This window comes from Streptomyces sp. NPDC002911 (assembly GCF_053591835.1).
This window is the reverse complement of the sequence record NZ_JBSFUO010000004.1, coordinates 1-19,613: the sequence shown is the minus strand read 5'-3', so window position 1 is coordinate 19,613 and position 19,613 is coordinate 1. Positions and strand designations below refer to the sequence as shown.

Here is a 19,613-nt window from a genome sequence, read left to right as displayed (position 1 = left end):
CCGAGCACACGCTTTAGGCTTGTCACCGGAGCCCGGTCGGACATTCGTCGCAGCGCGTAAGCGGCGCGGCGAATGCCCCCGGCACCGGCATTCCAGCAAAGATCACCTGGCGCCGATGAAGCAAGGCGTACAGAACCACTCAGGAGGACCCCAGTGGCGAAGGCAAAGTTCGAGCGGACTAAGCCGCACGTCAACATCGGCACCATCGGTCACATCGACCACGGTAAGACGACCCTCACGGCCGCCATTACCAAGGTGCTGCACGACGCGTACCCGGACCTGAACGAGGCCTCGGCCTTCGACCAGATCGACAAGGCTCCTGAGGAGCGTCAGCGCGGTATCACGATCTCGATCGCGCACGTCGAGTACCAGACGGAGTCGCGTCACTACGCGCACGTCGACTGCCCGGGTCACGCCGACTACATCAAGAACATGATCACGGGTGCGGCGCAGATGGACGGCGCCATCCTCGTGGTCGCGGCCACCGACGGCCCGATGCCGCAGACCAAGGAGCACGTGCTCCTGGCCCGCCAGGTAGGCGTGCCGTACATCGTTGTCGCGCTGAACAAGGCCGACATGGTGGACGACGAGGAGATCCTGGAGCTCGTCGAGCTCGAGGTTCGTGAGCTCCTCTCCGAGTACGAGTTCCCGGGCGACGACCTTCCGGTCGTCAAGGTGTCGGCGCTCAAGGCCCTCGAGGGCGACGCCGAGTGGGGCAAGACCGTTCTCGACCTGATGAAGGCCGTCGACGAGTCCATCCCGCAGCCCGAGCGTGACGTCGAGAAGCCGTTCCTCATGCCGATCGAGGACGTCTTCACGATCACCGGTCGCGGTACGGTCGTCACCGGCCGCATCGAGCGTGGTGTCCTCAAGGTCAACGAGACCGTTGACATCGTGGGCATCAAGCAGGACAAGACCACCACCACGGTCACCGGCATCGAGATGTTCCGCAAGCTGCTCGACGAGGGCCAGGCCGGTGAGAACGTCGGTCTGCTGCTTCGTGGCATCAAGCGCGAGGACGTCGAGCGCGGCCAGGTCATCATCAAGCCGGGTTCGGTCACGCCGCACACCGAGTTCGAGGCGCAGTCCTACATCCTGTCGAAGGACGAGGGTGGCCGTCACACCCCCTTCTTCAACAACTACCGCCCGCAGTTCTACTTCCGTACCACGGACGTGACGGGCGTTGTGACCCTTCCCGAGGGCACCGAGATGGTCATGCCGGGTGACAACACCCTCATGAACGTCACGCTGATCCAGCCGGTCGCCATGGAAGAGGGCCTGAAGTTCGCCATCCGTGAGGGTGGCCGGACCGTGGGCGCCGGCCAGGTCACCAAGATCGTCAAGTAATCACCTGACTGTCTGACCTGGTTGCTCCGCACAGAGCACCTTGAGGGGCCCCGGCCCGCCGCGCGAGCGGTGGGACGGGGCCCCTCTTCTGTGTGCGCACGCAGTTACGAGCGCCAGCTCCAGGGCAGCGCGTCCGGCCCCAGCCCCACCACCACCGGGCGGCCGTCGGCACCGAGGTGCAGTGCGGGCCCGTCCAGCGCGACGGGGCCCTGCGACCGTACGCAGTGCCGGTCCCCGGTACGGAGCTGTATCAGGCCCTCTGCGGTGCGGCCGAGAAGCGCGGGGCCGGCGGCGGTCAGCTCTCCGTACCCGTCGAAGCCGGTGAGGTCCGCGGCCGCTCCGCCCCGTACGGCCGTCGTCGCCGCCCGTGCCTCCGCCCGGTGGAACAGGTCCACGGATCCGTCGGCCGCCGGCCGTGCGGCAAGGGCGTCGGCGGGTACGGGCCCGACGTCGATCCGCGCACGGGCGGTGAGTGCGACGCCCGGCGCGTCCTGGGTCCAGTGGTGCACCGCGTGATGTCCTGCCGCGTGGACGTGGACCCGCCCGGCCCCGTCCACCACGGCACTGAGGCCGTCCTGGATCTCACCGCCGCCCATGTCCCGCCACCGGCCCCAGGTCCCGTCCGCCTCCCGCACCCGGGTGCTGAGCCCCTTCTCGGCGTTGCGCACGAAGAGGTGGACCCGGCCGTCCGGAGCCGTGACGGCCACGGGTACGCCGATGCGCCGCCCCGTGTCCCGCCCGGGGGAGGGGTTCCCCAGGCCTCGCCAGGCGCGGAAGCCCCCGGCCGGTGCGGCCTGCTCCAGGAGCACCAGCTCGCGCTCGTTGTCCGCGCCGTGTCCGCCGAGCGCGGTGAACCGCAGGCCGAAGAGCAGCAGGCGCCCGTCGCCGGAGGTGGCCGCCCCCAGCGCGGGTGCCAGCGGCCCGCCTCCGAGGTCACGCGGTGCGCCCCAGACGCCACCGCCCGCCTCGGTCTCCCGCCATCGGACCACCCGGAGCCCCACCACCGCGTACGCGGTGAGCCGCCCGCCCGGTCCCGTGGCGAGGACCGTACGGGGGCCCGGGTAACGGTGGTGGGTGGAGCGGACCCACCCTTTCCGGTTGGTCAGCGGCCGGGCGCCGCCCACGTTGTAGTCCCCGCACCCCGCCGGATTGCCGCACTCCCAGTCGGGTGAGCCCCCGTACGGGACGAGCGGGGCGGCCTTCTCGCTCAGCACGCCCGGCGGCAGGTTCTTGGGCCAGTGACGGTTGTAGTACCCGCGGAACGCGGTGGTGACGAAACCGGGTACGTCCCCGCCGTCCGCAGTGACACCGGCCACCCACCGGATCATCGCCGCCCATCCGAAGCAGGCCGCGGCGGTGTGGTCCGCGTGATCGGAGTAGCCGCGCTGCTCACTGTCGGCGCGGCGGACCGCCTCGGTGCTGTGCTGGATGTCCGGGTCGGGGTCCAGGGTGTGCACGAGGGTCGGCCGGTAGCGCTCCAGCAGCCCGGCAAGGACGTCGATCAGCTCGTCGTACGTGTACGAACCGGCGTGCCGCAGCGGTGAGTCGTCGGCGACGACCGTACGGAGGGAGAGCCGGCGGTCCTGCCAGAGGCTGGGCAGTCCCAGCCGGTGCCGTCCGGTGTGCATGGCGGTGTTGAGGAAGATCAGCTCGACCCTGCGCGTCCCGGCGGTCAGGGTGTTGATCTCGGCCCGGTGCCCGTCGTCGAGCTCGGCGACGGACATCTCCCAGGGTGCGAAGGCCTCCAGCCCGAGCAGGGTCGCGTACGCCTGCCGTAGCCCCTGGTGTCGGGCGGAGGAGTACGCACCCTTGTCCGGTGCCGGGCGGGGCGCACCGGGGATCTTGTTGACGCCGTCGGCCTCGCCGGCCGTGAGGTACACGCAGACCAGCGGGGTCCCGGCGTCGAGGACACGCCGGGTGTCCGGATTCATGAAGTACAGGTCGTCGTCCGGGTGGGCGAGTATCTGCATCAGCAGGGCTCGGCGCGTGGTGCTGATGGGTTGGCCGGGCGCCGGGTCGGGCACGGGATCCGTGCGCCGGGGCGCCGGTACCGAGCAGGCGCCGAGGGCCGCGGTGCCGGTGCCGGCGGCCAGGGCGGCGACGACCGCGCGGCGGCGCACCCCGGCCGGCGCGGAGGGTGGTCCGGGTGTACCGGTGGTCACCGGGTCCGGGGCGTCCAGGCGTGCGTGGTGCCGATCCGTCATGCCGTGTGCTCCATCCGCTTCCCCCGCAGCGGGTGGCCGACTGCTTCGTGCTGCGTACCCGTCGCTCGACGGGGCCGGCTGGTCGGGCCGTCCCGCACGGACAGACGGGGCCCGGGGAGGTCCGGTTGCCTGCACCGTGCGCCGCGCCGGCGTATCGGACGGGCGACCGGACCCGCGAGCGTGGGTCAGGCGGTGCCGTCCTCCGCCTGGTGCGTGGGGGGAGCCGGTGGCCAGGGAACCTCGGCCAGCAGGGGCAGGACCGACTCCTCCTCGTAGTCGAGGTGCGCGTTCAGCTCCGTCGACATCGCGTCCAGCTCCGTGCGGAAGCGCTGCGGGTCGGCGATGGCGATGCCGGCCAGCAGGGTCACCAGCTCACTCTGGATGCGTGCGACGGTGCGGTGTTCGTCGCGCAGCCGGTCGAAGGTGTCGGCCAGGTGGGGGTGGTAGCGGGCGATCCCGGGGAACAGATGGTCGTCCTCGCTGGTGTGGTGGAACTCCAGGGCCTGGCAGAACGCCAGGCAGCGCTGCCGGATCTGCAGGCCGAGACCGGGCGCGGGTGGCTCTCCGGGGCCCTGGTGCGCCGCGCGTACGGCGAAGTGGGCGTCGACCTCCGCCTTCACTTGGCGTAGCTGGCCGCGCAGCCAGGTGTGGACCTCCATGAGCTTGTCGGCGAGGGTGACGACGTCGCGGGGAGCGTCCCACCCGTCGGGCTCGGCGCGCTCCAGCACCACGACCGGCAGGGTGCGGGTGGTCCGGGCCTGGTAGTCGCCGTACCCGGGGGCCTCCCGCACGGCATGCGCGAACAGCTCCTCCCGCCTGGCCCCCTCTGCGGGGACCGCGAGGGCTTGGAAGGTGCGGGTGCCGACCTCCACCCGCACCACGGGGTTGGCGAGCAGGTTGTGGTACCAGTCGGGGTGGCTCGGGCCGCCGAGGTTGGACCCGACGAGCAGGAGGGCCTCGCCGTGGCGGACGTACCCGAGGGGGGTGGTCCGCTCGGCCCCGGACCTGGCGCCGGTGGTCGTCAGCAGGAGCAGGTTGCCGCCTTCGAAGGGGCCGCCTACCTTCCCCTTGTTGGCGCGGAACTCCTCGATGACCGATTCATTGAAAGACGTGGGCATACGGCTGTGTGTCTCCGGAAGATACGGGCGCGCGCCGCAGTGACTGCGGGCGATGGCCAGGGATGACGTACGCAGGGCGGAGTGGCCGCACGGTCCCGGGGCGCGAGGCTGTGCCGTCGGCGCGAGGGGGGCGACGTGCGGCTGCGCTACGTCATGTACAGGGCGCGGAGTACGAACTCATGGCGGATCCCCTGACTGAAGGGTGTTCGCCCGATCGCCGGCCGGCCCACTGCTCTGTGGCCGGCGCCACGCGACACCGCCTTCATTACATGGATCCGTCCGCCACCTGTCAACCGGGACGTCCCGCCCGTACAACAGGCGCTGTACGGGCGCTTGTCGGCCCGAATTCGGTGGTCCGTCGCCATGGAACGATCACATGAGCGTCACAGATCGCCCCGGGCCCTTGCATGCTGGAGCGCCCCGACATGGACTGGCGGTGAACGGCATCGTGGGGGAGTGGGCAGCGCAGTGAGCAGGAACGGCACACCGTCGGAAGACCGTCCGGAACAGCCCGGGGGCTCAGGTTCCCCTACCGACGAACAGTGGTCCGAGTTCGTCCGGCAGGCGGAGAACGGAGTCGGCGGAGCTCCGAAGGAACCCTCGGCCCGTGCCCGTATGGTCACCGACCGGCTGCGCGCACTGGACGAGGACGCCGCACGTGCCCAGGGCGGCAGGCGGCGCTGGGGCGGGAAGAGCAAGCCGGCCGAACCGTGGCAGCCGGCAGGCTGGCGTACCGGGCCCGCTTGGCAGGAGCGCAGCGGGCGGCGACAGAAGCGGCGCCGCCTTGCCGCGATCCTGGGGATGGCCGTGGTCGTGGCTGCCCTCGTGGTCGCCATGCGGCCGAGCCTGCTGACCGACCACCTCCCGGGCGACGACGCCGCGCCGCTGCCGGCGGAGACGGCGCCGCCGACCGACGCACCCGCCGCTGGGTCCGCACTGGACCGGCCCACGCGCGAGGAGCCGTTCCGGGGCTCGCCTGCGGCCCGCTGGGCGGACGGGGCGGAGGGGATCGAGGTCCCTGAGGCCGAGGCGGCCGGAGGAATGAGCAAGGCCCAGGTCGACCAGGCGCTGAGGGCGACCCGGCAGCTGCTCATCGCCGCCAACCTCGACCCGGCGACCCTGCGAGGGGAGAAGCCCGTCGGGGCTCTGGAGCTGATTGATCCGCTGCAGAAGGGGGAGCGGGAGCGACTTGAGCGGTCACTGGCACAGCCCGGTGAGGAACAGGACCCCCTGATGCTGTTCAGCCGGTTCGATCCGGACGAGGCACGGCTGGTGGGGGACGTCGTCAAGGCCCGTGGGCGGATCACTTTCGAGGCGGGTGCCGCCGGCTCCGTGGAGGTGCACGCCGACTACACCTTCGTCTACCCGCTGGTGAAGCCGGACGGGGACGAGGTGGCGCGCACGATCGTGCGGCGCAGACTGACGACGGCGCTCCACGACCCGGAGCGGTTCGTGGCGACGCGTGGCAAGCTCTCCATCGTCAGTTCCGAGCAGAACTTCGGCAACACCTCCTGCGAGGTGAACGACGGCTTCCTGCATCCGACGTTCCCGAGCGATATGCCGGAGCCGAGTCCCACCGGGCCTGACGTGGACCCGTACGACCGCAGGGAGTGGCAGCCGGACGGGTCCTGCGGCACGGTCACACGCACTTGAGCCGGGTCCGCGCCTCCGGCGTCGTAGTCACTCGTCGGCGAAGATCTCCTCGGCGGAGGTGGCGACGAAGGCACGGCTGAACCACTGCTCCAGAAGCTCTGTGCCAACACAGCCGGTGATCTTCTCGCGGGCCTCGTCGGGGATGTCGACCCGCGTATTTCGAGCATCCGGAGCAGGCTTTTCGCTCGGCCTTCTGGTGAAGATGCCCGGATCTTCCCGGAAGATCCGGTGCATCGCCTCGTGCGGTGAGTTGACCATGGTGCGGACGCCGGCGCCCGATCGCCTCTGGCGTATGCCGGAGGCGACAGGCCCACTCGGCCCGGTGATGCGTCGTACGTTCGTGCGGTCACCCGCAGGCTCGGCGCCTGAGGCGGTGGCGAGTGCCGTGCGCAGGGTGGCGACGGCCTGGGCGTTGGCGGCCTGCATGGGTCTCGCGCAGAGCGTTGAGCATCACGAAGTCGTGGATGGCGCCCGGGTAGTGGACCGCGGCCACCGGCACCCCCCGCCTCGCGGAGCCTGGCCGCGTAGGTCTCGCCCTCGTCGCGCAGGACATCGGCCTCGCCGGTGATGGGCGGCTCCAGCTGCAGGGCCGCCTCGGCGTGCTATCGCCTGCTGCTGGACGAGCCGGGTCCGACCTGCCCGCAGTACCTGGTGATGCTCGCGCGGTGCCTCTCGCCATCGGCGACGTGATGGGTCTGACACCCGAACAGGACGCCACCGCCAAGCACCTGCTGCGGCTGCTGACCGAGAACGTCACCCGCGGCTGACGCGCCGGGCAAGCGGGTCCGCGGGCGGATGCGAGAGGCCTCGAAGCGTGCCCCCGTTTGACCGGTCCCCCGCAGGGGGTAAGATCCCGGACCCGATTGGCCAGGCCCCCGAGCCGTGTGGCACACTAGCCAGGTTGCTCGGTTGAGTGTCAATGCTGCGCGCCTCCCGCCGGGAGGACCGGAAGCGAGTCCCACAGTACTCGTCGACCCCCAGGGTCGGACGTACGGGAATCTTTCGGGAAGCGTCAGTGGGGCCCTGACCAGGCACCCGGTGGGGTTTCGCCCCCGGTAGCGCGGTTTCGGCCCGCACCCCCTTGGTTGGGAAATCCTTCGGGAGATCTTCGTAGAGGGGATGCGACACGCCCGACCGCGTGGGTCGGAGGCGGAGTTACGAGAACTCCCGGGTTCCAGAGCGTTATGAGAGACAGGACTACTAGTAGCCATGGCGGGACAGAAGATCCGCATCCGGCTCAAGGCCTACGACCACGAGGTCATCGATTCCTCGGCGAAGAAGATCGTCGAGACGGTGACGCGAACTGGTGCGTCGGTCGCGGGCCCGGTGCCGCTGCCCACTGAGAAGAACGTGTACTGCGTCATCAAGTCGCCGCACAAGTACAAGGACTCGCGCGAGCACTTCGAGATGCGCACGCACAAGCGCCTCATCGACATCCTCGACCCCACGCCGAAGACGGTTGACTCGCTCATGCGCCTCGACCTGCCGGCGGGCGTCGACATCGAGATCAAGCTCTGAGGTGACGCGCGAGATGGCTAAGAACATTAAGGGCGTCCTGGGCGAGAAGCTCGGCATGACCCAGGTCTGGGACGAGAACAACCGGGTTGTCCCGGTGACCGTCGTCAAGGCCGGGCCCTGTGTCGTCACCCAGGTCCGCACCAACGACAGCGACGGCTACGAGTCGGTCCAGATCGCCTTCGGCGAGATCGACCCGCGCAAGGTGAACAAGCCCCTCAAGGGCCACTTCGCCAAGGCCGACGTGACCCCGCGCCGCCACCTGGTGGAGCTCCGCACCCCTGACGCCAGCGAGTACACGCTGGGCCAGGAGGTCACTGCCGAGGTGTTCGAGTCCGGCGTCAAGGTTGACGTCACGGGCAAGAGCAAGGGCAAGGGCTTCGCCGGTGTCATGAAGCGTCACAACTTCAAGGGCCTCGGCGCCGGCCACGGCGTCCAGCGCAAGCACCGTTCCCCCGGTTCGATCGGTGGCTGTGCCACCCCTGGGCGTGTCTTCAAGGGCATGCGCATGGCCGGTCGGATGGGTAACGAGCGCGTCACCACCCAGAACCTGACCATCCACGCGGTTGACGCGGAGAAGGGTCTGCTGCTCATCAAGGGCGCAGTCCCCGGTCCGAACGGCGGCCTCGTCCTGGTCCGTACCGCGGCCAAGGGGGCTTGAGGTAATGAGCACCATTGACATCCTTTCGCCGGCAGGCGACAAGGCCGGTACCGTCGAGCTCCCCGCGGAGATCTTCGACGCGAAGACCAGCGTTCCGCTGATCCACCAGGTCGTTGTCGCACAGCTGGCAGCTGCCCGTCAGGGCACGCACAAGACCAAGCGTCGCGGCGAAGTCCGTGGTGGTGGCCGCAAGCCTTACCGCCAGAAGGGCACCGGCCGCGCGCGCCAGGGTTCGACCCGCGCGCCGCAGTTCGTAGGCGGTGGCGTCGTCCACGGCCCGCAGCCGCGCGACTACTCGCAGCGCACCCCGAAGAAGATGAAGGCCGCCGCCCTGCGCGGTGCCCTCTCGGACCGGGCGCGTCACTCCCGCATCCACGTCGTCACCGGCGTGGTCGAGGGTGGAGTTTCCACGAAGGCCGCCAAGACGCTGCTCGGCAAGATCTCGGAGCGCAGCAACCTGCTCCTGGTCGTCGACCGCGCCGACGAGGCCGCGTGGCTGTCCGCGCGCAACCTGCCCCAGGTGCACATCCTGGAGCCGGGCCAGCTGAACACGTACGACGTGATCGTCTCTGACGACGTGGTCTTCACCCAGGCCGCTTTCGAGTCCTTCGTGTCTGGCCCCCAGACCGCTGAGACCGAAGGGAGCGCCGCCTGATGAGTGAGGCGACCGTCACCAGCTCGACCATCACGAGCAAGACCTACTCGGACCCGCGCGACGTGCTCGTCAAGCCGGTCGTGTCCGAGAAGAGCTACGCGCTGCTCGACGAGAACAAGTACACGTTCATCGTCGCGCCCGGCTCCAACAAGACCCAGATCAAGCAGGCCGTGGAAGCGGTCTTCTCGGTCAAGGTCACCGGGGTCAACACGATCAACCGGCAGGGTAAGCGCAAGCGCACCAAGACCGGTTTCGGCAAGCGCGCCGACACGAAGCGCGCCATCGTGACCCTCGCCGAGGGCGACCGTATCGACATCTTCGGCGGCCCGACCTCCTGACGGAGGTCGAGACGTCCAGGATCCGGAATTCTTCCGAGGACTGAGAGACAATGGGTATCCGCAAGTACAAGCCGACGACCCCGGGCCGTCGTGGCTCCAGCGTCGCCGACTTTGTCGAGATCACGCGGTCCACGCCGGAGAAGTCGCTGGTCCGCCCGCTGCACAGCAAGGGCGGCCGTAACAACGCCGGTCGTGTGACCGTTCGCCACCAGGGTGGTGGCCACAAGCGCGCCTACCGCGTGATCGACTTCCGTCGTCACGACAAGGACGGCGTGCCGGCCAAGGTCGCGCACATCGAGTACGACCCGAACCGCACCGCGCGCATCGCGCTGCTGCACTACGCGGACGGCGAGAAGCGTTACATCGTCGCTCCCCGTGGTCTGTCGCAGGGTGACCGCGTCGAGAACGGTCCGGGCGCCGACATCAAGCCGGGCAACAACCTGGCGCTGCGCAACATCCCGGTCGGTACGACCATCCACGCCATCGAGATCCGCCCCGGCGGCGGCGCGAAGTTCGCCCGCTCCGCGGGTGCCTCCGTGCAGCTGCTGGCGAAGGAGGGCACGATGGCCCACCTTCGTATGCCTTCCGGTGAGATCCGGCTGGTCGACGCCCGCTGCCGCGCCACGATCGGTGAGGTCGGCAACGCCGAGCAGTCGAACATCAACTGGGGCAAGGCCGGCCGCATGCGCTGGAAGGGCGTCCGCCCGACCGTCCGCGGTGTCGCGATGAACCCGGTTGACCACCCGCACGGTGGTGGTGAAGGCAAGACCTCCGGTGGACGTCACCCGGTCTCGCCGTGGGGTCAGAAGGAGGGTCGTACTCGCTCGCCGAAGAAGGCATCGAGCAAGTACATCGTCCGCCGCCGCAAGACGAACAAGAAGCGCTAGGAGCGGGTTTAGATGCCGCGCAGTCTCAAGAAGGGGCCCTTCGTCGACGGCCACCTCGTCAAGAAGGTGGACGTACAGAACGAAGCAGGCACCAAGAACGTCATCAAGACCTGGTCCCGTCGCTCGATGATCATCCCGGCCATGCTGGGTCACACCATCGCGGTGCACAACGGCAAGATCCATGTCCCGGTGTTCGTCACCGAGTCGATGGTCGGCCACAAGCTCGGCGAGTTCTCGCCGACTCGCACCTTCCGCGGCCACGTCAAGGACGACCGGAAGTCGAAGCGCCGCTAGCGCGGGGTGGAAACGACTATGACTCACACCGAAGGGACAACCATGGAAGCCAGGGCCCAGGCGCGGTACATCCGCGTCACGCCCATGAAGGCCCGCCGCGTGGTGGACCTCATTCGTGGCATGGATGCCACGGAGGCTCAGGCGGTCCTGCGTTTCGCCCCGCAGGCCGCGAGCGTGCCGGTTGGCAAGGTGCTTGACAGCGCCATCGCCAACGCTGCACACAACTACGACCACCCTGACGCCTCTTCGCTGGTCATCAGCGAGGCGTTCGTGGACGAGGGCCCGACCCTGAAGCGGTTCCGTCCGCGTGCTCAGGGCCGTGCCTACCGGATCCGTAAGCGGACCAGCCACATCACCGTGGTCGTCAGCAGCAAGGAAGGAACCCGGTAATGGGCCAGAAGGTAAACCCGCACGGGTTCCGGCTCGGCATTACCACGGACTTCAAGTCCCGTTGGTACGCCGACAAGCTGTACAAGGACTACGTCAAGGAAGACGTTGCCATTCGTCGCATGATGACGAAGGGCATGGAGCGGGCCGGCATCTCGAAGGTTGAGATCGAGCGCACCCGCGACCGCGTCCGCGTTGACATCCACACCGCCCGCCCGGGCATCGTCATCGGCCGCCGCGGCGCCGAGGCCGACCGCATCCGTGGCGAGCTGGAGAAGCTGACCGGCAAGCAGGTCCAGCTGAACATCCTCGAGGTCAAGAACCCCGAGGTGGACGCTCAGCTGGTGGCCCAGGCCGTCGCCGAGCAGCTCTCCTCCCGTGTCTCCTTCCGTCGTGCCATGCGTAAGAGCATGCAGAGCACGATGAAGGCGGGCGCCAAGGGCATCAAGATCCAGTGCGGTGGCCGCCTCGGCGGCGCCGAGATGTCCCGCTCGGAGTTCTACCGCGAGGGCCGCGTGCCCCTGCACACGCTCCGTGCGAACGTCGACTACGGCTTCTTCGAGGCCAAGACGACCTTCGGCCGCATCGGTGTGAAGGTCTGGATCTACAAGGGCGACGTCAAGAACATCGCCGAGGTCCGCGCCGAGAACGCAGCGGCTCGCGCCGGCAACCGTCCGGCTCGTGGCGGCGCTGACCGCCCGGCCGGCCGTGGTGGCCGTGGTGGCGAGCGTGGCGGTCGCGGCCGCAAGCCGCAGCAGTCCGCGCCGGCAGCGGAGGCCCCCAAGGCCGACGCTCCCGCCGCCGCTGCTCCGGCTGAGAGCACCGGAACGGAGGCCTGACCGAAATGCTGATCCCCCGTAGGGTCAAGCACCGCAAGCAGCACCACCCGAAGCGCAGCGGTATGTCCAAGGGTGGCACGCAGGTTGCGTTCGGCGAGTACGGCATCCAGGCGCTGTCCCCGGCGTACGTGACGAACCGCCAGATCGAGGCAGCTCGTATCGCGATGACCCGCCACATCAAGCGTGGCGGCAAGGTCTGGATCAACATCTACCCGGACCGCCCCCTGACGAAGAAGCCTGCCGAGACCCGCATGGGTTCCGGTAAGGGTTCTCCCGAGTGGTGGATCGCGAACGTCAAGCCCGGTCGGGTGATGTTCGAGCTGTCCTACCCGAACGAGAAGATTGCTCGTGAGGCGCTCACCCGCGCTGCTCACAAGCTTCCGATGAAGTGCCGGATCGTTCGGCGCGAGGCAGGTGAGTCGTGATGTCGGCCGGTACCAAGGCGTCCGAGCTGCGCGAGCTGGGCGGCGAGGAGCTTCTCGACAAGCTCCGCGAGGCCAAGGAAGAGCTGTTCAATCTCCGCTTCCAGGCGGCGACGGGGCAGCTCGAGAACCACGGTCGGCTCAAGTCCGTCCGTAAGGACATCGCCCGGATCTACACCCTGATGCGCGAGCGCGAGCTGGGCATCGAGACGGTGGAGAGCGTCTGATGAGCGAGAAGACTGTGACTGAGACCACTGCAGACAAGAGCGGCTCCGCCGTGGGCGACCGCGGCTTCCGTAAGACCCGTGAGGGTCTGGTCGTCAGCGACAAGATGGACAAGACCGTCGTCGTCGCTGTCGAGGACCGCGTCAAGCACGCGCTGTACGGCAAGGTCATCCGCCGTACGAACAAGCTCAAGGCCCACGACGAGCAGAACGCTGCAGGCGTCGGCGACCGCGTCATCATCATGGAGACGCGTCCGCTGTCTGCGACGAAGCGCTGGCGCATCGTCGAGATCCTCGAGAAGGCCAAGTAATCCCTGAGGGGGTCTCCCCTCAGGCCAGTTCCGCCAGGCTCGGCAGGGGCTTCCGGTAACGGAGCCCCTGCCGGGAACCGGCAGACGATCAGGAGATAGACGTGATCCAGCAGGAGTCGCGACTGCGCGTCGCCGACAACACGGGTGCGAAGGAAATTCTCACCATCCGTGTTCTCGGTGGCTCGGGTCGCCGCTACGCGGGTATCGGTGACGTCATCGTCGCCACCGTCAAGGACGCGATCCCCGGTGGCAACGTGAAGAAGGGTGACGTCGTCAAGGCCGTCATCGTTCGCACCGTCAAGGAGCGTCGTCGCCCGGATGGCTCGTACATCCGCTTCGACGAGAACGCCGCTGTCATTCTCAAGAACGACGGCGACCCCCGCGGCACCCGTATCTTCGGCCCGGTGGGCCGTGAGCTGCGCGAGAAGAAGTTCATGAAGATCATCTCGCTCGCGCCGGAGGTGCTGTAAGCATGAAGATCAAGAAGGGCGACCTGGTTCAGGTCATCACCGGTAAGGACAAGGGCAAGCAGGGCAAGGTCATCGTTGCCTTCCCCGCTCAGGACCGCGTCCTCGTCGAGGGTGTCAACCGGGTCAAGAAGCACACCAAGGCCGGTCAGACGGCTCGCGGTTCGCAGACGGGTGGCATTGTCACCACCGAGGCCCCGATTCACGTCAGCAATGTTCAGCTGGTCGTGGAGAAGGACGGCAACAAGGTCGTCACCCGCGTCGGCTACCGCTTTGACGACGAGGGCAAGAAGATCCGCGTTGCCAAGCGGACCGGTGAGGACATCTGATGACGACCACCACTGCGCCGCGTCTCAAGACGCGCTACCGCGAGGAAATCGCCGGCAAGCTGCGTGAGGAGTTCTCGTACGAGAACATCATGCAGGTTCCCGGTCTGGTCAAGATCGTGGTCAACATGGGTGTGGGCGACGCCGCCCGCGACTCCAAGCTGATCGACGGTGCCGTCAGGGACCTCACCACGATCACGGGCCAGAAGCCGGCCGTCACGAAGGCCCGCAAGTCGATCGCGCAGTTCAAGCTGCGCGAGGGGCAGCCGATCGGCTGCCACGTCACCCTCCGTGGTGACCGCATGTGGGAGTTCCTGGACCGTACGCTGTCGCTCGCGCTTCCGCGTATCCGTGACTTCCGTGGCCTGTCGCCGAAGCAGTTCGACGGCCGTGGCAACTACACCTTCGGTCTCACGGAGCAGGTCATGTTCCACGAGATCGACCAGGACAAGATCGACCGGGTCCGGGGCATGGACATCACCGTGGTCACCACGGCGACCAACGACGACGAGGGTCGTGCCCTGCTTCGTCACCTCGGCTTCCCGTTCAAGGAGAACTGACCGTGGCGAAGAAGGCTCTGATCGCTAAGGCCGCCCGTAAGCCGAAGTTCGGCGTGCGCGGGTACACCCGCTGCCAGCGCTGCGGCCGGCCCCACTCCGTCTACCGCAAGTTCGGCCTGTGCCGCGTGTGCCTTCGTGAGATGGCTCACCGTGGCGAGCTGCCGGGCGTGACCAAGAGCTCCTGGTAATTCTCCTTCGCCCCCCGGGCGTTGGGAGTACCAGAAGCTCTCGGTAAGTATCTGGTCGGCAGGAGCCCCGCTTTTCATGCCGTAGGCTTGAAGGGTTGGGCGCCTGCCGCCCTGACCGACTTACTACGCCGTAGGTCCCCGCACCGCACCCGTCCCGCCACTGAGTGGGGAGAGGGATGGCGCATACAGGAAACCCCGGCGAGAGAGGCCGAAGGCCAACTCATGACCATGACTGATCCCATCGCAGACATGCTCACGCGTCTGCGTAACGCGAACTCGGCGTATCACGACGATGTCGCAATGCCGCACAGCAAGATCAAGTCGCACATCGCGGAGATCCTCCAGCAGGAGGGCTTCATCACCGGCTGGAAGGTCGAGGACGCCGAGGTCGGTAAGAGCCTCGTTCTCGAGCTGAAGTTCGGGCCGAACCGCGAGCGTTCGATTGCCGGCATCAAGCGCATTTCGAAGCCGGGTCTGCGTGTATACGCAAAGTCCACCAATCTGCCGAAGGTTCTCGGCGGCCTGGGCGTGGCGATCATCTCCACGTCCCACGGTCTCCTGACCGGCCAGCAGGCCAGCAAGAAGGGCGTAGGTGGGGAAGTCCTCGCCTACGTCTGGTAGTCGGGAACGGAGGAACAGCTCATGTCGCGAATCGGCAAGCTCCCCATCCAGGTTCCCGCCGGTGTGGACGTCACCATCGATGGCCGCACGGTCGCGGTGAAGGGCCCCAAGGGTTCCCTCTCGCACACCGTCGCCGCGCCGATCGAGGTCACCAAGGGTGAGGACGGCGTGCTCAACGTCGTCCGCCCGAACGACGAGCGTCAGAACAAGGCCCTTCACGGCCTGTCCCGCACGCTGGTGGCGAACATGATCACCGGCGTGACCGCGGGATACAGCAAGGCGCTCGAGATCAGCGGTGTCGGTTACCGCGTCCAGGCGAAGGGCTCCAACCTGGAGTTCGCCCTGGGCTACAGCCACCCGATCCTCATCGAGGCCCCCGAGGGCATCACCTTCAAGGTCGAGTCGCCCACGAAGTTCAGTGTCGAGGGCATCGACAAGCAGAAGGTCGGCGAGGTCTCGGCGAAGATCCGCAAGCTGCGGAAGCCTGACCCGTACAAGGCCAAGGGCGTCAAGTACGCCGGCGAGGTTATCCGCCGCAAGGTCGGAAAGGCGGGTAAGTAAGCCATGGCATACGGTGTAAAGATCGCCAAGGGCGACGCGTACAAGCGTGCCGCCCTCAAGCGCCGCCACATCCGCGTGCGCAAGCACATCTCCGGTTCGCCGGAGCGGCCGCGCCTGGTTGTGACGCGTTCCAACCGCCACATCGTCGCCCAGGTCATCGACGACATCGCGGGCCACACGCTCGCGTCCGCGTCGACCCTGGACACGTCGATCCGTGGTGCGGAGGGTGACAAGAGCGCCCAGGCCAAGCAGGTCGGCGCCCTGGTCGCCGAGCGTGCCAAGGCTGCAGGCGTCGAGGCCGTCGTGTTTGACCGCGGTGGTAACCAGTACGCCGGGCGGATTGCCGCTCTGGCTGACGCCGCCCGTGAAGCCGGGCTGAAGTTCTAAGCCCCGGTTCCAACGCACAGCGGACGTAACAGAGAGAGGTAAATCCAATGGCTGGACCCCAGCGCCGCGGAAGCGGTGCCGGTGGCGGCGAGCGGCGGGACCGGAAGGGCCGTGACGGTGGCGCAGCCGCCGAGAAGACCGCGTACGTCGAGCGCGTCGTCGCGATCAACCGCGTCGCCAAGGTAGTGAAGGGTGGTCGTCGCTTCAGCTTCACCGCGCTGGTCGTGGTGGGCGATGGTGACGGCACCGTCGGTGTCGGATACGGCAAGGCCAAGGAAGTTCCCGCGGCCATCGCCAAGGGCGTCGAGGAAGCCAAGAAGAGCTTCTTCAAGGTCCCGCGTATCCAGGGCACCATCCCTCACCCGATCCAGGGCGAGAAGGCTGCGGGCGTCGTCCTGCTCAAGCCTGCTTCCCCCGGTACCGGTGTGATCGCGGGTGGCCCGGTGCGCGCCGTTCTGGAGTGCGCCGGCGTTCACGACATCCTGTCGAAGTCGCTCGGTTCTTCGAACCCGATCAACATCGTGCACGCGACCGTGGCGGCCCTTCAGGGCCTGCAGCGTCCCGAGGAGATCGCGGCTCGCCGTGGTCTGCCCCTCGAGGACGTCGCCCCCGCGGCTCTGCTCCGTGCGCGTGCGGGAGCGGGTGCGTAATGGCTCGCCTCAAGATCACGCAGACGAAGTCGTACATCGGCAGCAAGCAGAACCACCGTGACACCCTGCGGTCGCTCGGGCTCAAGCGCCTGAACGACTCGGTTGTCAAGGAGGACCGCCCCGAGTTCCGCGGAATGGTTCAGACCGTCCGCCACCTCGTGACGGTTGAGGAGGTTGACTGATATGGCGGAGAACAGCCCGCTGAAGGCCCACAACCTCCGGCCTGCCCCGGGCGCCAAGACCGCCAAGACCCGTGTGGGTCGTGGTGAGGCGTCCAAGGGTAAGACCGCAGGCCGTGGTACCAAGGGTACGAAGGCTCGTTACCAGGTTCCGGAGCGCTTCGAGGGTGGGCAGATGCCCCTCCACATGCGTCTCCCGAAGCTCAAGGGCTTCAAGAACCCGTTCCGCACGGAGTACCAGGTCGTGAACCTGGACAAGCTCGCGACGCTCTACCCCGAGGGTGGAGAGGTCACGGTGGCCGACCTGGTCGCCAAGGGCGCTGTGCGTAACAACCACCTCGTCAAGGTCCTCGGACAGGGCGAGATCTCCGTGGCGCTGCAGGTTTCGGTTGACGCCGTCTCCGGCTCCGCCAAGGAGAAGATTGCCGCTGCGGGCGGCACCGTCACCGAACTCGTCTGAGACAACTCGGACAGGGCGATGGCCTGAACACCCGACCGGGGATGCCTCTCATTTGGGGCATCCCCGGTTGGTCGTTCCTAGGGGGGCATGTACGCCGGTAAGGTGGCGTGCACTGTTGCTGTGGTAAGACCCGGGCAAGAGCCCGGGGTCCTTTGGCTGTTACCTAATCGTCGATCCTCAAGACCGTCACCTCACGCTTTTGCGCGGGGGTCGCAGGAGGCACCGTGCTCACCGCGTTCGCCCGGGCGTTCAAGACGCCCGACCTGCGCAAGAAGCTGCTCTTCACGCTCGGCATCATCGTGCTCTACCGTCTCGGTGCGCACATTCCCGTACCGGGGGTGAGCTACGAGAACGTCCAGATTTGTGTTGATCAGGCAAGCAAGGGCAACAACAGCCTCTTCGGTCTGGTGAACATGTTCAGCGGTGGTGCACTGCTGCAGATCACGATCTTCGCGCTCGGAATCATGCCGTACATCACGGCCAGCATCATTCTTCAGCTGCTGACCGTCGTCATCCCCCGACTCGAAGCCCTGAAGAAGGAGGGACAGTCGGGCACGGCCAAGATCACGCAGTACACGCGTTATCTGACCGTGGCGCTCGCCATCCTTCAGGGCACCGGCCTGGTGGCAACCGCCCGCAGCGGGGCGCTGTTCAGCGGCTGCCCGGTCGCCGACCAGATCGTCCCGAATCAGTCGATCTTCACGACCATCGTCATGGTGATCACCATGACCGCCGGCACCGCCGCCGTCATGTGGCTCGGTGAGCTCATCACCGACCGCGGCATCGGCAACGGCATGTCGATCCTGATGTTCATCTCGATCGCCGCCAGCTTCCCCGGTGCCCTGTGGGCCATCAAGGAGAGCGGCAAGCTGGCCGACGGCTGGATCGAGTTCATCACGGTCATCCTCATCGGCTTCGTGATGGTCGCCCTTGTCGTCTTCGTCGAGCAGGCCCAGCGCCGGGTTCCCGTGCAGTACGCGAAGCGGATGATCGGGCGCCGGTCCTACGGTGGTACGTCCACCTACATCCCGCTGAAGGTGAACCAGGCGGGTGTGATTCCCGTCATCTTCGCTTCTTCACTGCTCTACATTCCTGCTCTGATCGTTCAGTTCTCCAACTCCACCGCGGGCTGGGCGACCTGGATTCAGGACCACTTCGTCAAGGGCGACCACCCGTACTACATCGCGACGTACTTCCTGTTGATCGTGTTCTTCGCATTCTTCTATGTGGCGATCTCGTTCAACCCCGAGGAAGTCGCCGACAACATGAAGAAGTATGGTGGCTTCATCCCGGGTATCCGGGCAGGTCGACCTACTGCCGAGTATCTGAGCTACGTGCTCAACCGGATCACTTGGCCGGGCTCGCTGTACCTGGGTCTGATCGCTCTGGTGCCGACGATGGCGTTGGCAGGCTTCGGTGGCGCTAACCAGAACTTCCCGTTCGGCGGGACGAGCATCCTGATCATCGTGGGTGTGGGTCTGGAGACCGTGAAGCAGATCGAGAGTCAGCTCCAGCAGCGCAATTACGAAGGGTTCCTCCGCTGATGCGAATCGTCCTCGTCGGGCCGCCCGGTGCCGGCAAGGGAACGCAGGCCGCGTTCCTTGCAAGGAATCTTTCGATTCCGCACATCTCCACGGGCGACCTCTTCCGCGCCAACATCAGCCAGGGCACCGACCTTGGCAAGCAGGCCCGCGCCTACATGGACGCGGGACAGCTGGTGCCGGACGAAGTCACCATCGCGATGGCCAAGGACCGCATGTCCCAGCCGGACGCCGAGAACGGCTTCCTGCTGGACGGCTTCCCCCGCAATGTGGGGCAGGCCGCGGCGCTCGACGAGATGCTCCTCAGCGAGGGCGTCAAGCTCGACGCGGTTCTTGACCTCGAGGTCCCCGAGGACGAGGTGGTCAAGCGCATCGCCGGCCGCCGTATCTGCCGTAACGACAGCGCGCATGTCTTCCACGTGACGTACAACGCGCCGAAGGCGGAGGGCGTCTGCGACGCCTGTGGCGGCGAGCTGTACCAGCGTGACGACGACACCGAGGAGACGGTTCGTACCCGCCTCGAGGTGTACCACACGCAGACGGAGCCGATCATCGACTACTACCGGTCCCAGGGCCTGGTCGTGACGATCTCCGCGCTCGGCAAGGTCATCGACGTGACCGACCGGGCCATGGAGGCCCTCGACAAGTCCGACGAGGGCTGACCTCTCCCCGTCTCATCACTGCAGTCGGGGGGGGGGGCCCCGGGGGGGGGGGGGGGGGGGTGTGGGGGGGGGGGGGGGGGGGGGGCCCGCCCCCCCCCCCCCCCCCGCAAAAAGGCCCCCCCGGGGGGGGAAAAAAAAACCCCCCCAAAAAACGGA

The 19,613-nt window shown here is 67.5% G+C and carries 27 protein-coding genes and 1 pseudogene; 25 read left to right on the top strand and 3 right to left on the bottom strand.

The window, feature by feature from the left end; all coding sequences use genetic code 11:
- Positions 1-153: 153 nt before the first annotated feature.
- Positions 154-1,347, top strand: a complete 1,194-nt coding sequence (gene tuf, locus ACWD04_RS07890; RefSeq protein ID WP_451129278.1) for an elongation factor Tu — start codon at positions 154-156, stop codon at positions 1,345-1,347.
- A gap of 104 nt (positions 1,348-1,451) precedes the next feature.
- On the opposite strand, the gene ACWD04_RS07885 is transcribed toward tuf, so the two are convergent.
- Both ACWD04_RS07885 and ACWD04_RS07880 read right to left on the bottom strand, forming a co-directional pair.
- Positions 1,452-3,551, bottom strand: coding sequence for a PIG-L family deacetylase (locus ACWD04_RS07885; protein ID WP_451129276.1), 2,100 nt, complete (start codon positions 3,549-3,551; stop codon positions 1,452-1,454).
- A gap of 185 nt (positions 3,552-3,736) precedes the next feature.
- On the bottom strand, positions 3,737-4,669 hold the full coding sequence (locus ACWD04_RS07880) for a nitroreductase/quinone reductase family protein (protein ID WP_451129273.1): 933 nt from the start codon (positions 4,667-4,669) through the stop codon (positions 3,737-3,739).
- A gap of 468 nt (positions 4,670-5,137) precedes the next feature.
- On the opposite strand from ACWD04_RS07880, the gene ACWD04_RS07875 reads away from it, so the two are divergent.
- Positions 5,138-6,322 carry a hypothetical protein gene (locus ACWD04_RS07875; RefSeq protein WP_451129973.1) on the top strand — a complete coding sequence of 395 codons (1,185 nt, stop codon included), beginning with the start codon at positions 5,138-5,140 and terminating at the stop codon, positions 6,320-6,322.
- 378 nt (positions 6,323-6,700) lie between these two features.
- Here the strand turns inward: ACWD04_RS07875 and ACWD04_RS07870 are convergent.
- A pseudogene (locus tag ACWD04_RS07870) lies at positions 6,701-6,891 on the bottom strand (alpha/beta hydrolase); the annotation flags it as partial.
- A 640-nt stretch (positions 6,892-7,531) separates the two neighbouring features.
- On the opposite strand from ACWD04_RS07870, the gene rpsJ reads away from it, so the two are divergent.
- The 23 genes from rpsJ (at position 7,532) to ACWD04_RS07755 (ending at position 19,457) form a co-directional block, all read left to right on the top strand.
- The gene (gene rpsJ / locus ACWD04_RS07865; RefSeq protein ID WP_003948644.1) at positions 7,532-7,840 is read left to right on the top strand and encodes a 30S ribosomal protein S10; all 309 of its coding nucleotides are present in this window, start codon (positions 7,532-7,534) and stop codon (positions 7,838-7,840) included.
- A 13-nt stretch (positions 7,841-7,853) separates the two neighbouring features.
- Entirely contained in the window at positions 7,854-8,498 is a 645-nt protein-coding gene (gene rplC, locus ACWD04_RS07860; RefSeq protein WP_014047781.1) for a 50S ribosomal protein L3, read from the top strand.
- A 4-nt stretch (positions 8,499-8,502) separates the two neighbouring features.
- Entirely contained in the window at positions 8,503-9,153 is a 651-nt protein-coding gene (rplD, locus tag ACWD04_RS07855; protein WP_451129269.1) for a 50S ribosomal protein L4, read from the top strand.
- Positions 9,153-9,491, top strand: a complete 339-nt coding sequence (rplW, locus tag ACWD04_RS07850) for a 50S ribosomal protein L23 (RefSeq protein ID WP_031096361.1) — start codon at positions 9,153-9,155, stop codon at positions 9,489-9,491. The genes rplD and rplW overlap by 1 nt, the downstream gene beginning before the upstream one ends.
- Before the next feature lie 50 nt (positions 9,492-9,541).
- Complete coding sequence (gene rplB / locus ACWD04_RS07845) at positions 9,542-10,378, top strand: 50S ribosomal protein L2 (protein ID WP_147959073.1); 837 nt, start codon at positions 9,542-9,544, stop codon at positions 10,376-10,378.
- 12 nt (positions 10,379-10,390) lie between these two features.
- On the top strand, positions 10,391-10,672 hold the full coding sequence (gene rpsS / locus ACWD04_RS07840; protein WP_015610726.1) for a 30S ribosomal protein S19: 282 nt from the start codon (positions 10,391-10,393) through the stop codon (positions 10,670-10,672).
- 42 nt (positions 10,673-10,714) lie between these two features.
- A complete protein-coding gene (rplV, locus tag ACWD04_RS07835; RefSeq protein ID WP_073733141.1) occupies positions 10,715-11,062 on the top strand; it encodes a 50S ribosomal protein L22 in 348 nt (115 codons plus the stop codon).
- Entirely contained in the window at positions 11,062-11,898 is an 837-nt protein-coding gene (gene rpsC, locus ACWD04_RS07830; protein WP_014047784.1) for a 30S ribosomal protein S3, read from the top strand. The genes rplV and rpsC overlap by 1 nt, the downstream gene beginning before the upstream one ends.
- 5 nt (positions 11,899-11,903) lie before the next feature.
- Positions 11,904-12,323, top strand: a complete 420-nt coding sequence (rplP, locus tag ACWD04_RS07825; protein ID WP_014154587.1) for a 50S ribosomal protein L16 — start codon at positions 11,904-11,906, stop codon at positions 12,321-12,323.
- Positions 12,323-12,547 (top strand): 50S ribosomal protein L29, encoded by a 225-nt coding sequence (gene rpmC, locus ACWD04_RS07820; RefSeq protein WP_073718386.1) that lies wholly within the window; start codon positions 12,323-12,325, stop codon positions 12,545-12,547. The genes rplP and rpmC overlap by 1 nt, the downstream gene beginning before the upstream one ends.
- Entirely contained in the window at positions 12,547-12,855 is a 309-nt protein-coding gene (gene rpsQ, locus ACWD04_RS07815; RefSeq protein ID WP_451129263.1) for a 30S ribosomal protein S17, read from the top strand. Before rpmC ends, rpsQ begins: the two co-directional genes overlap by 1 nt.
- 101 nt (positions 12,856-12,956) lie before the next feature.
- Positions 12,957-13,325: a 50S ribosomal protein L14 gene (gene rplN / locus ACWD04_RS07810; RefSeq protein ID WP_003974257.1), complete on the top strand. Its 369-nt coding sequence runs from the start codon at positions 12,957-12,959 to the stop codon at positions 13,323-13,325.
- Positions 13,326-13,327: 2 nt separating this feature from the next.
- Positions 13,328-13,651, top strand: a complete 324-nt coding sequence (gene rplX / locus ACWD04_RS07805; RefSeq protein WP_014047788.1) for a 50S ribosomal protein L24 — start codon at positions 13,328-13,330, stop codon at positions 13,649-13,651.
- Positions 13,651-14,208 carry a 50S ribosomal protein L5 gene (rplE, locus tag ACWD04_RS07800; RefSeq protein WP_451129261.1) on the top strand — a complete coding sequence of 186 codons (558 nt, stop codon included), beginning with the start codon at positions 13,651-13,653 and terminating at the stop codon, positions 14,206-14,208. The genes rplX and rplE overlap by 1 nt, the downstream gene beginning before the upstream one ends.
- A gap of 2 nt (positions 14,209-14,210) precedes the next feature.
- A complete protein-coding gene (locus tag ACWD04_RS07795; protein WP_003948630.1) occupies positions 14,211-14,396 on the top strand; it encodes a type Z 30S ribosomal protein S14 in 186 nt (61 codons plus the stop codon).
- Positions 14,397-14,618: 222 nt separating this feature from the next.
- On the top strand, positions 14,619-15,017 hold the full coding sequence (gene rpsH, locus ACWD04_RS07790; RefSeq protein ID WP_014154584.1) for a 30S ribosomal protein S8: 399 nt from the start codon (positions 14,619-14,621) through the stop codon (positions 15,015-15,017).
- A gap of 21 nt (positions 15,018-15,038) precedes the next feature.
- Positions 15,039-15,578, top strand: a complete 540-nt coding sequence (gene rplF / locus ACWD04_RS07785; protein ID WP_147959075.1) for a 50S ribosomal protein L6 — start codon at positions 15,039-15,041, stop codon at positions 15,576-15,578.
- A gap of 3 nt (positions 15,579-15,581) precedes the next feature.
- Positions 15,582-15,965 carry a 50S ribosomal protein L18 gene (gene rplR, locus ACWD04_RS07780; protein WP_033297607.1) on the top strand — a complete coding sequence of 128 codons (384 nt, stop codon included), beginning with the start codon at positions 15,582-15,584 and terminating at the stop codon, positions 15,963-15,965.
- A 47-nt stretch (positions 15,966-16,012) separates the two neighbouring features.
- Positions 16,013-16,615, top strand: coding sequence for a 30S ribosomal protein S5 (gene rpsE / locus ACWD04_RS07775; RefSeq protein ID WP_014047793.1), 603 nt, complete (start codon positions 16,013-16,015; stop codon positions 16,613-16,615).
- On the top strand, positions 16,615-16,797 hold the full coding sequence (gene rpmD / locus ACWD04_RS07770) for a 50S ribosomal protein L30 (RefSeq protein WP_006126892.1): 183 nt from the start codon (positions 16,615-16,617) through the stop codon (positions 16,795-16,797). Before rpsE ends, rpmD begins: the two co-directional genes overlap by 1 nt.
- Position 16,798: 1 nt before the next feature.
- Positions 16,799-17,254 carry a 50S ribosomal protein L15 gene (gene rplO / locus ACWD04_RS07765; protein ID WP_014047794.1) on the top strand — a complete coding sequence of 152 codons (456 nt, stop codon included), beginning with the start codon at positions 16,799-16,801 and terminating at the stop codon, positions 17,252-17,254.
- Between the two features lie 224 nt (positions 17,255-17,478).
- Positions 17,479-18,798: a preprotein translocase subunit SecY gene (gene secY, locus ACWD04_RS07760; RefSeq protein ID WP_389203103.1), complete on the top strand. Its 1,320-nt coding sequence runs from the start codon at positions 17,479-17,481 to the stop codon at positions 18,796-18,798.
- Positions 18,798-19,457, top strand: a complete 660-nt coding sequence (locus tag ACWD04_RS07755) for an adenylate kinase (RefSeq protein ID WP_451129256.1) — start codon at positions 18,798-18,800, stop codon at positions 19,455-19,457. Before secY ends, ACWD04_RS07755 begins: the two co-directional genes overlap by 1 nt.
- The last annotated feature ends 156 nt before the right edge of the window (positions 19,458-19,613 follow it).

What these genes read in the sequence shown, in the direction of transcription:
- rplP (WP_014154587.1), top strand. Translation starts at nt 11,904, where the DNA reads ATGCTGATCCCCCGTAGGGTCAAGCACCGCAAGCAGCACCACCCGAAG.
- rplW (WP_031096361.1), top strand. Translation starts at nt 9,153, where the DNA reads ATGAGTGAGGCGACCGTCACCAGCTCGACCATCACGAGCAAGACCTAC.
- rplX (WP_014047788.1), top strand. Translation starts at nt 13,328, where the DNA reads ATGAAGATCAAGAAGGGCGACCTGGTTCAGGTCATCACCGGTAAGGAC.
- rplE (WP_451129261.1), top strand. Translation starts at nt 13,651, where the DNA reads ATGACGACCACCACTGCGCCGCGTCTCAAGACGCGCTACCGCGAGGAA.
- rplF (WP_147959075.1), top strand. Translation starts at nt 15,039, where the DNA reads ATGTCGCGAATCGGCAAGCTCCCCATCCAGGTTCCCGCCGGTGTGGAC.
- ACWD04_RS07880 (WP_451129273.1), bottom strand. Translation starts at nt 4,669, where the DNA reads ATGCCCACGTCTTTCAATGAATCGGTCATCGAGGAGTTCCGCGCCAAC.
- rplO (WP_014047794.1), top strand. Translation starts at nt 16,799, where the DNA reads ATGGCGGAGAACAGCCCGCTGAAGGCCCACAACCTCCGGCCTGCCCCG.
- rplC (WP_014047781.1), top strand. Translation starts at nt 7,854, where the DNA reads ATGGCTAAGAACATTAAGGGCGTCCTGGGCGAGAAGCTCGGCATGACC.
- rpmC (WP_073718386.1), top strand. Translation starts at nt 12,323, where the DNA reads ATGTCGGCCGGTACCAAGGCGTCCGAGCTGCGCGAGCTGGGCGGCGAG.
- ACWD04_RS07885 (WP_451129276.1), bottom strand. Translation starts at nt 3,551, where the DNA reads ATGACGGATCGGCACCACGCACGCCTGGACGCCCCGGACCCGGTGACC.
- rpsH (WP_014154584.1), top strand. Translation starts at nt 14,619, where the DNA reads ATGACCATGACTGATCCCATCGCAGACATGCTCACGCGTCTGCGTAAC.
- rpsS (WP_015610726.1), top strand. Translation starts at nt 10,391, where the DNA reads ATGCCGCGCAGTCTCAAGAAGGGGCCCTTCGTCGACGGCCACCTCGTC.
- rplV (WP_073733141.1), top strand. Translation starts at nt 10,715, where the DNA reads ATGGAAGCCAGGGCCCAGGCGCGGTACATCCGCGTCACGCCCATGAAG.
- rplD (WP_451129269.1), top strand. Translation starts at nt 8,503, where the DNA reads ATGAGCACCATTGACATCCTTTCGCCGGCAGGCGACAAGGCCGGTACC.
- rpsE (WP_014047793.1), top strand. Translation starts at nt 16,013, where the DNA reads ATGGCTGGACCCCAGCGCCGCGGAAGCGGTGCCGGTGGCGGCGAGCGG.
- rpsJ (WP_003948644.1), top strand. Translation starts at nt 7,532, where the DNA reads ATGGCGGGACAGAAGATCCGCATCCGGCTCAAGGCCTACGACCACGAG.
- ACWD04_RS07755 (WP_451129256.1), top strand. Translation starts at nt 18,798, where the DNA reads ATGCGAATCGTCCTCGTCGGGCCGCCCGGTGCCGGCAAGGGAACGCAG.
- rpsQ (WP_451129263.1), top strand. Translation starts at nt 12,547, where the DNA reads ATGAGCGAGAAGACTGTGACTGAGACCACTGCAGACAAGAGCGGCTCC.
- rplB (WP_147959073.1), top strand. Translation starts at nt 9,542, where the DNA reads ATGGGTATCCGCAAGTACAAGCCGACGACCCCGGGCCGTCGTGGCTCC.
- rpmD (WP_006126892.1), top strand. Translation starts at nt 16,615, where the DNA reads ATGGCTCGCCTCAAGATCACGCAGACGAAGTCGTACATCGGCAGCAAG.
- rpsC (WP_014047784.1), top strand. Translation starts at nt 11,062, where the DNA reads ATGGGCCAGAAGGTAAACCCGCACGGGTTCCGGCTCGGCATTACCACG.
- rplR (WP_033297607.1), top strand. Translation starts at nt 15,582, where the DNA reads ATGGCATACGGTGTAAAGATCGCCAAGGGCGACGCGTACAAGCGTGCC.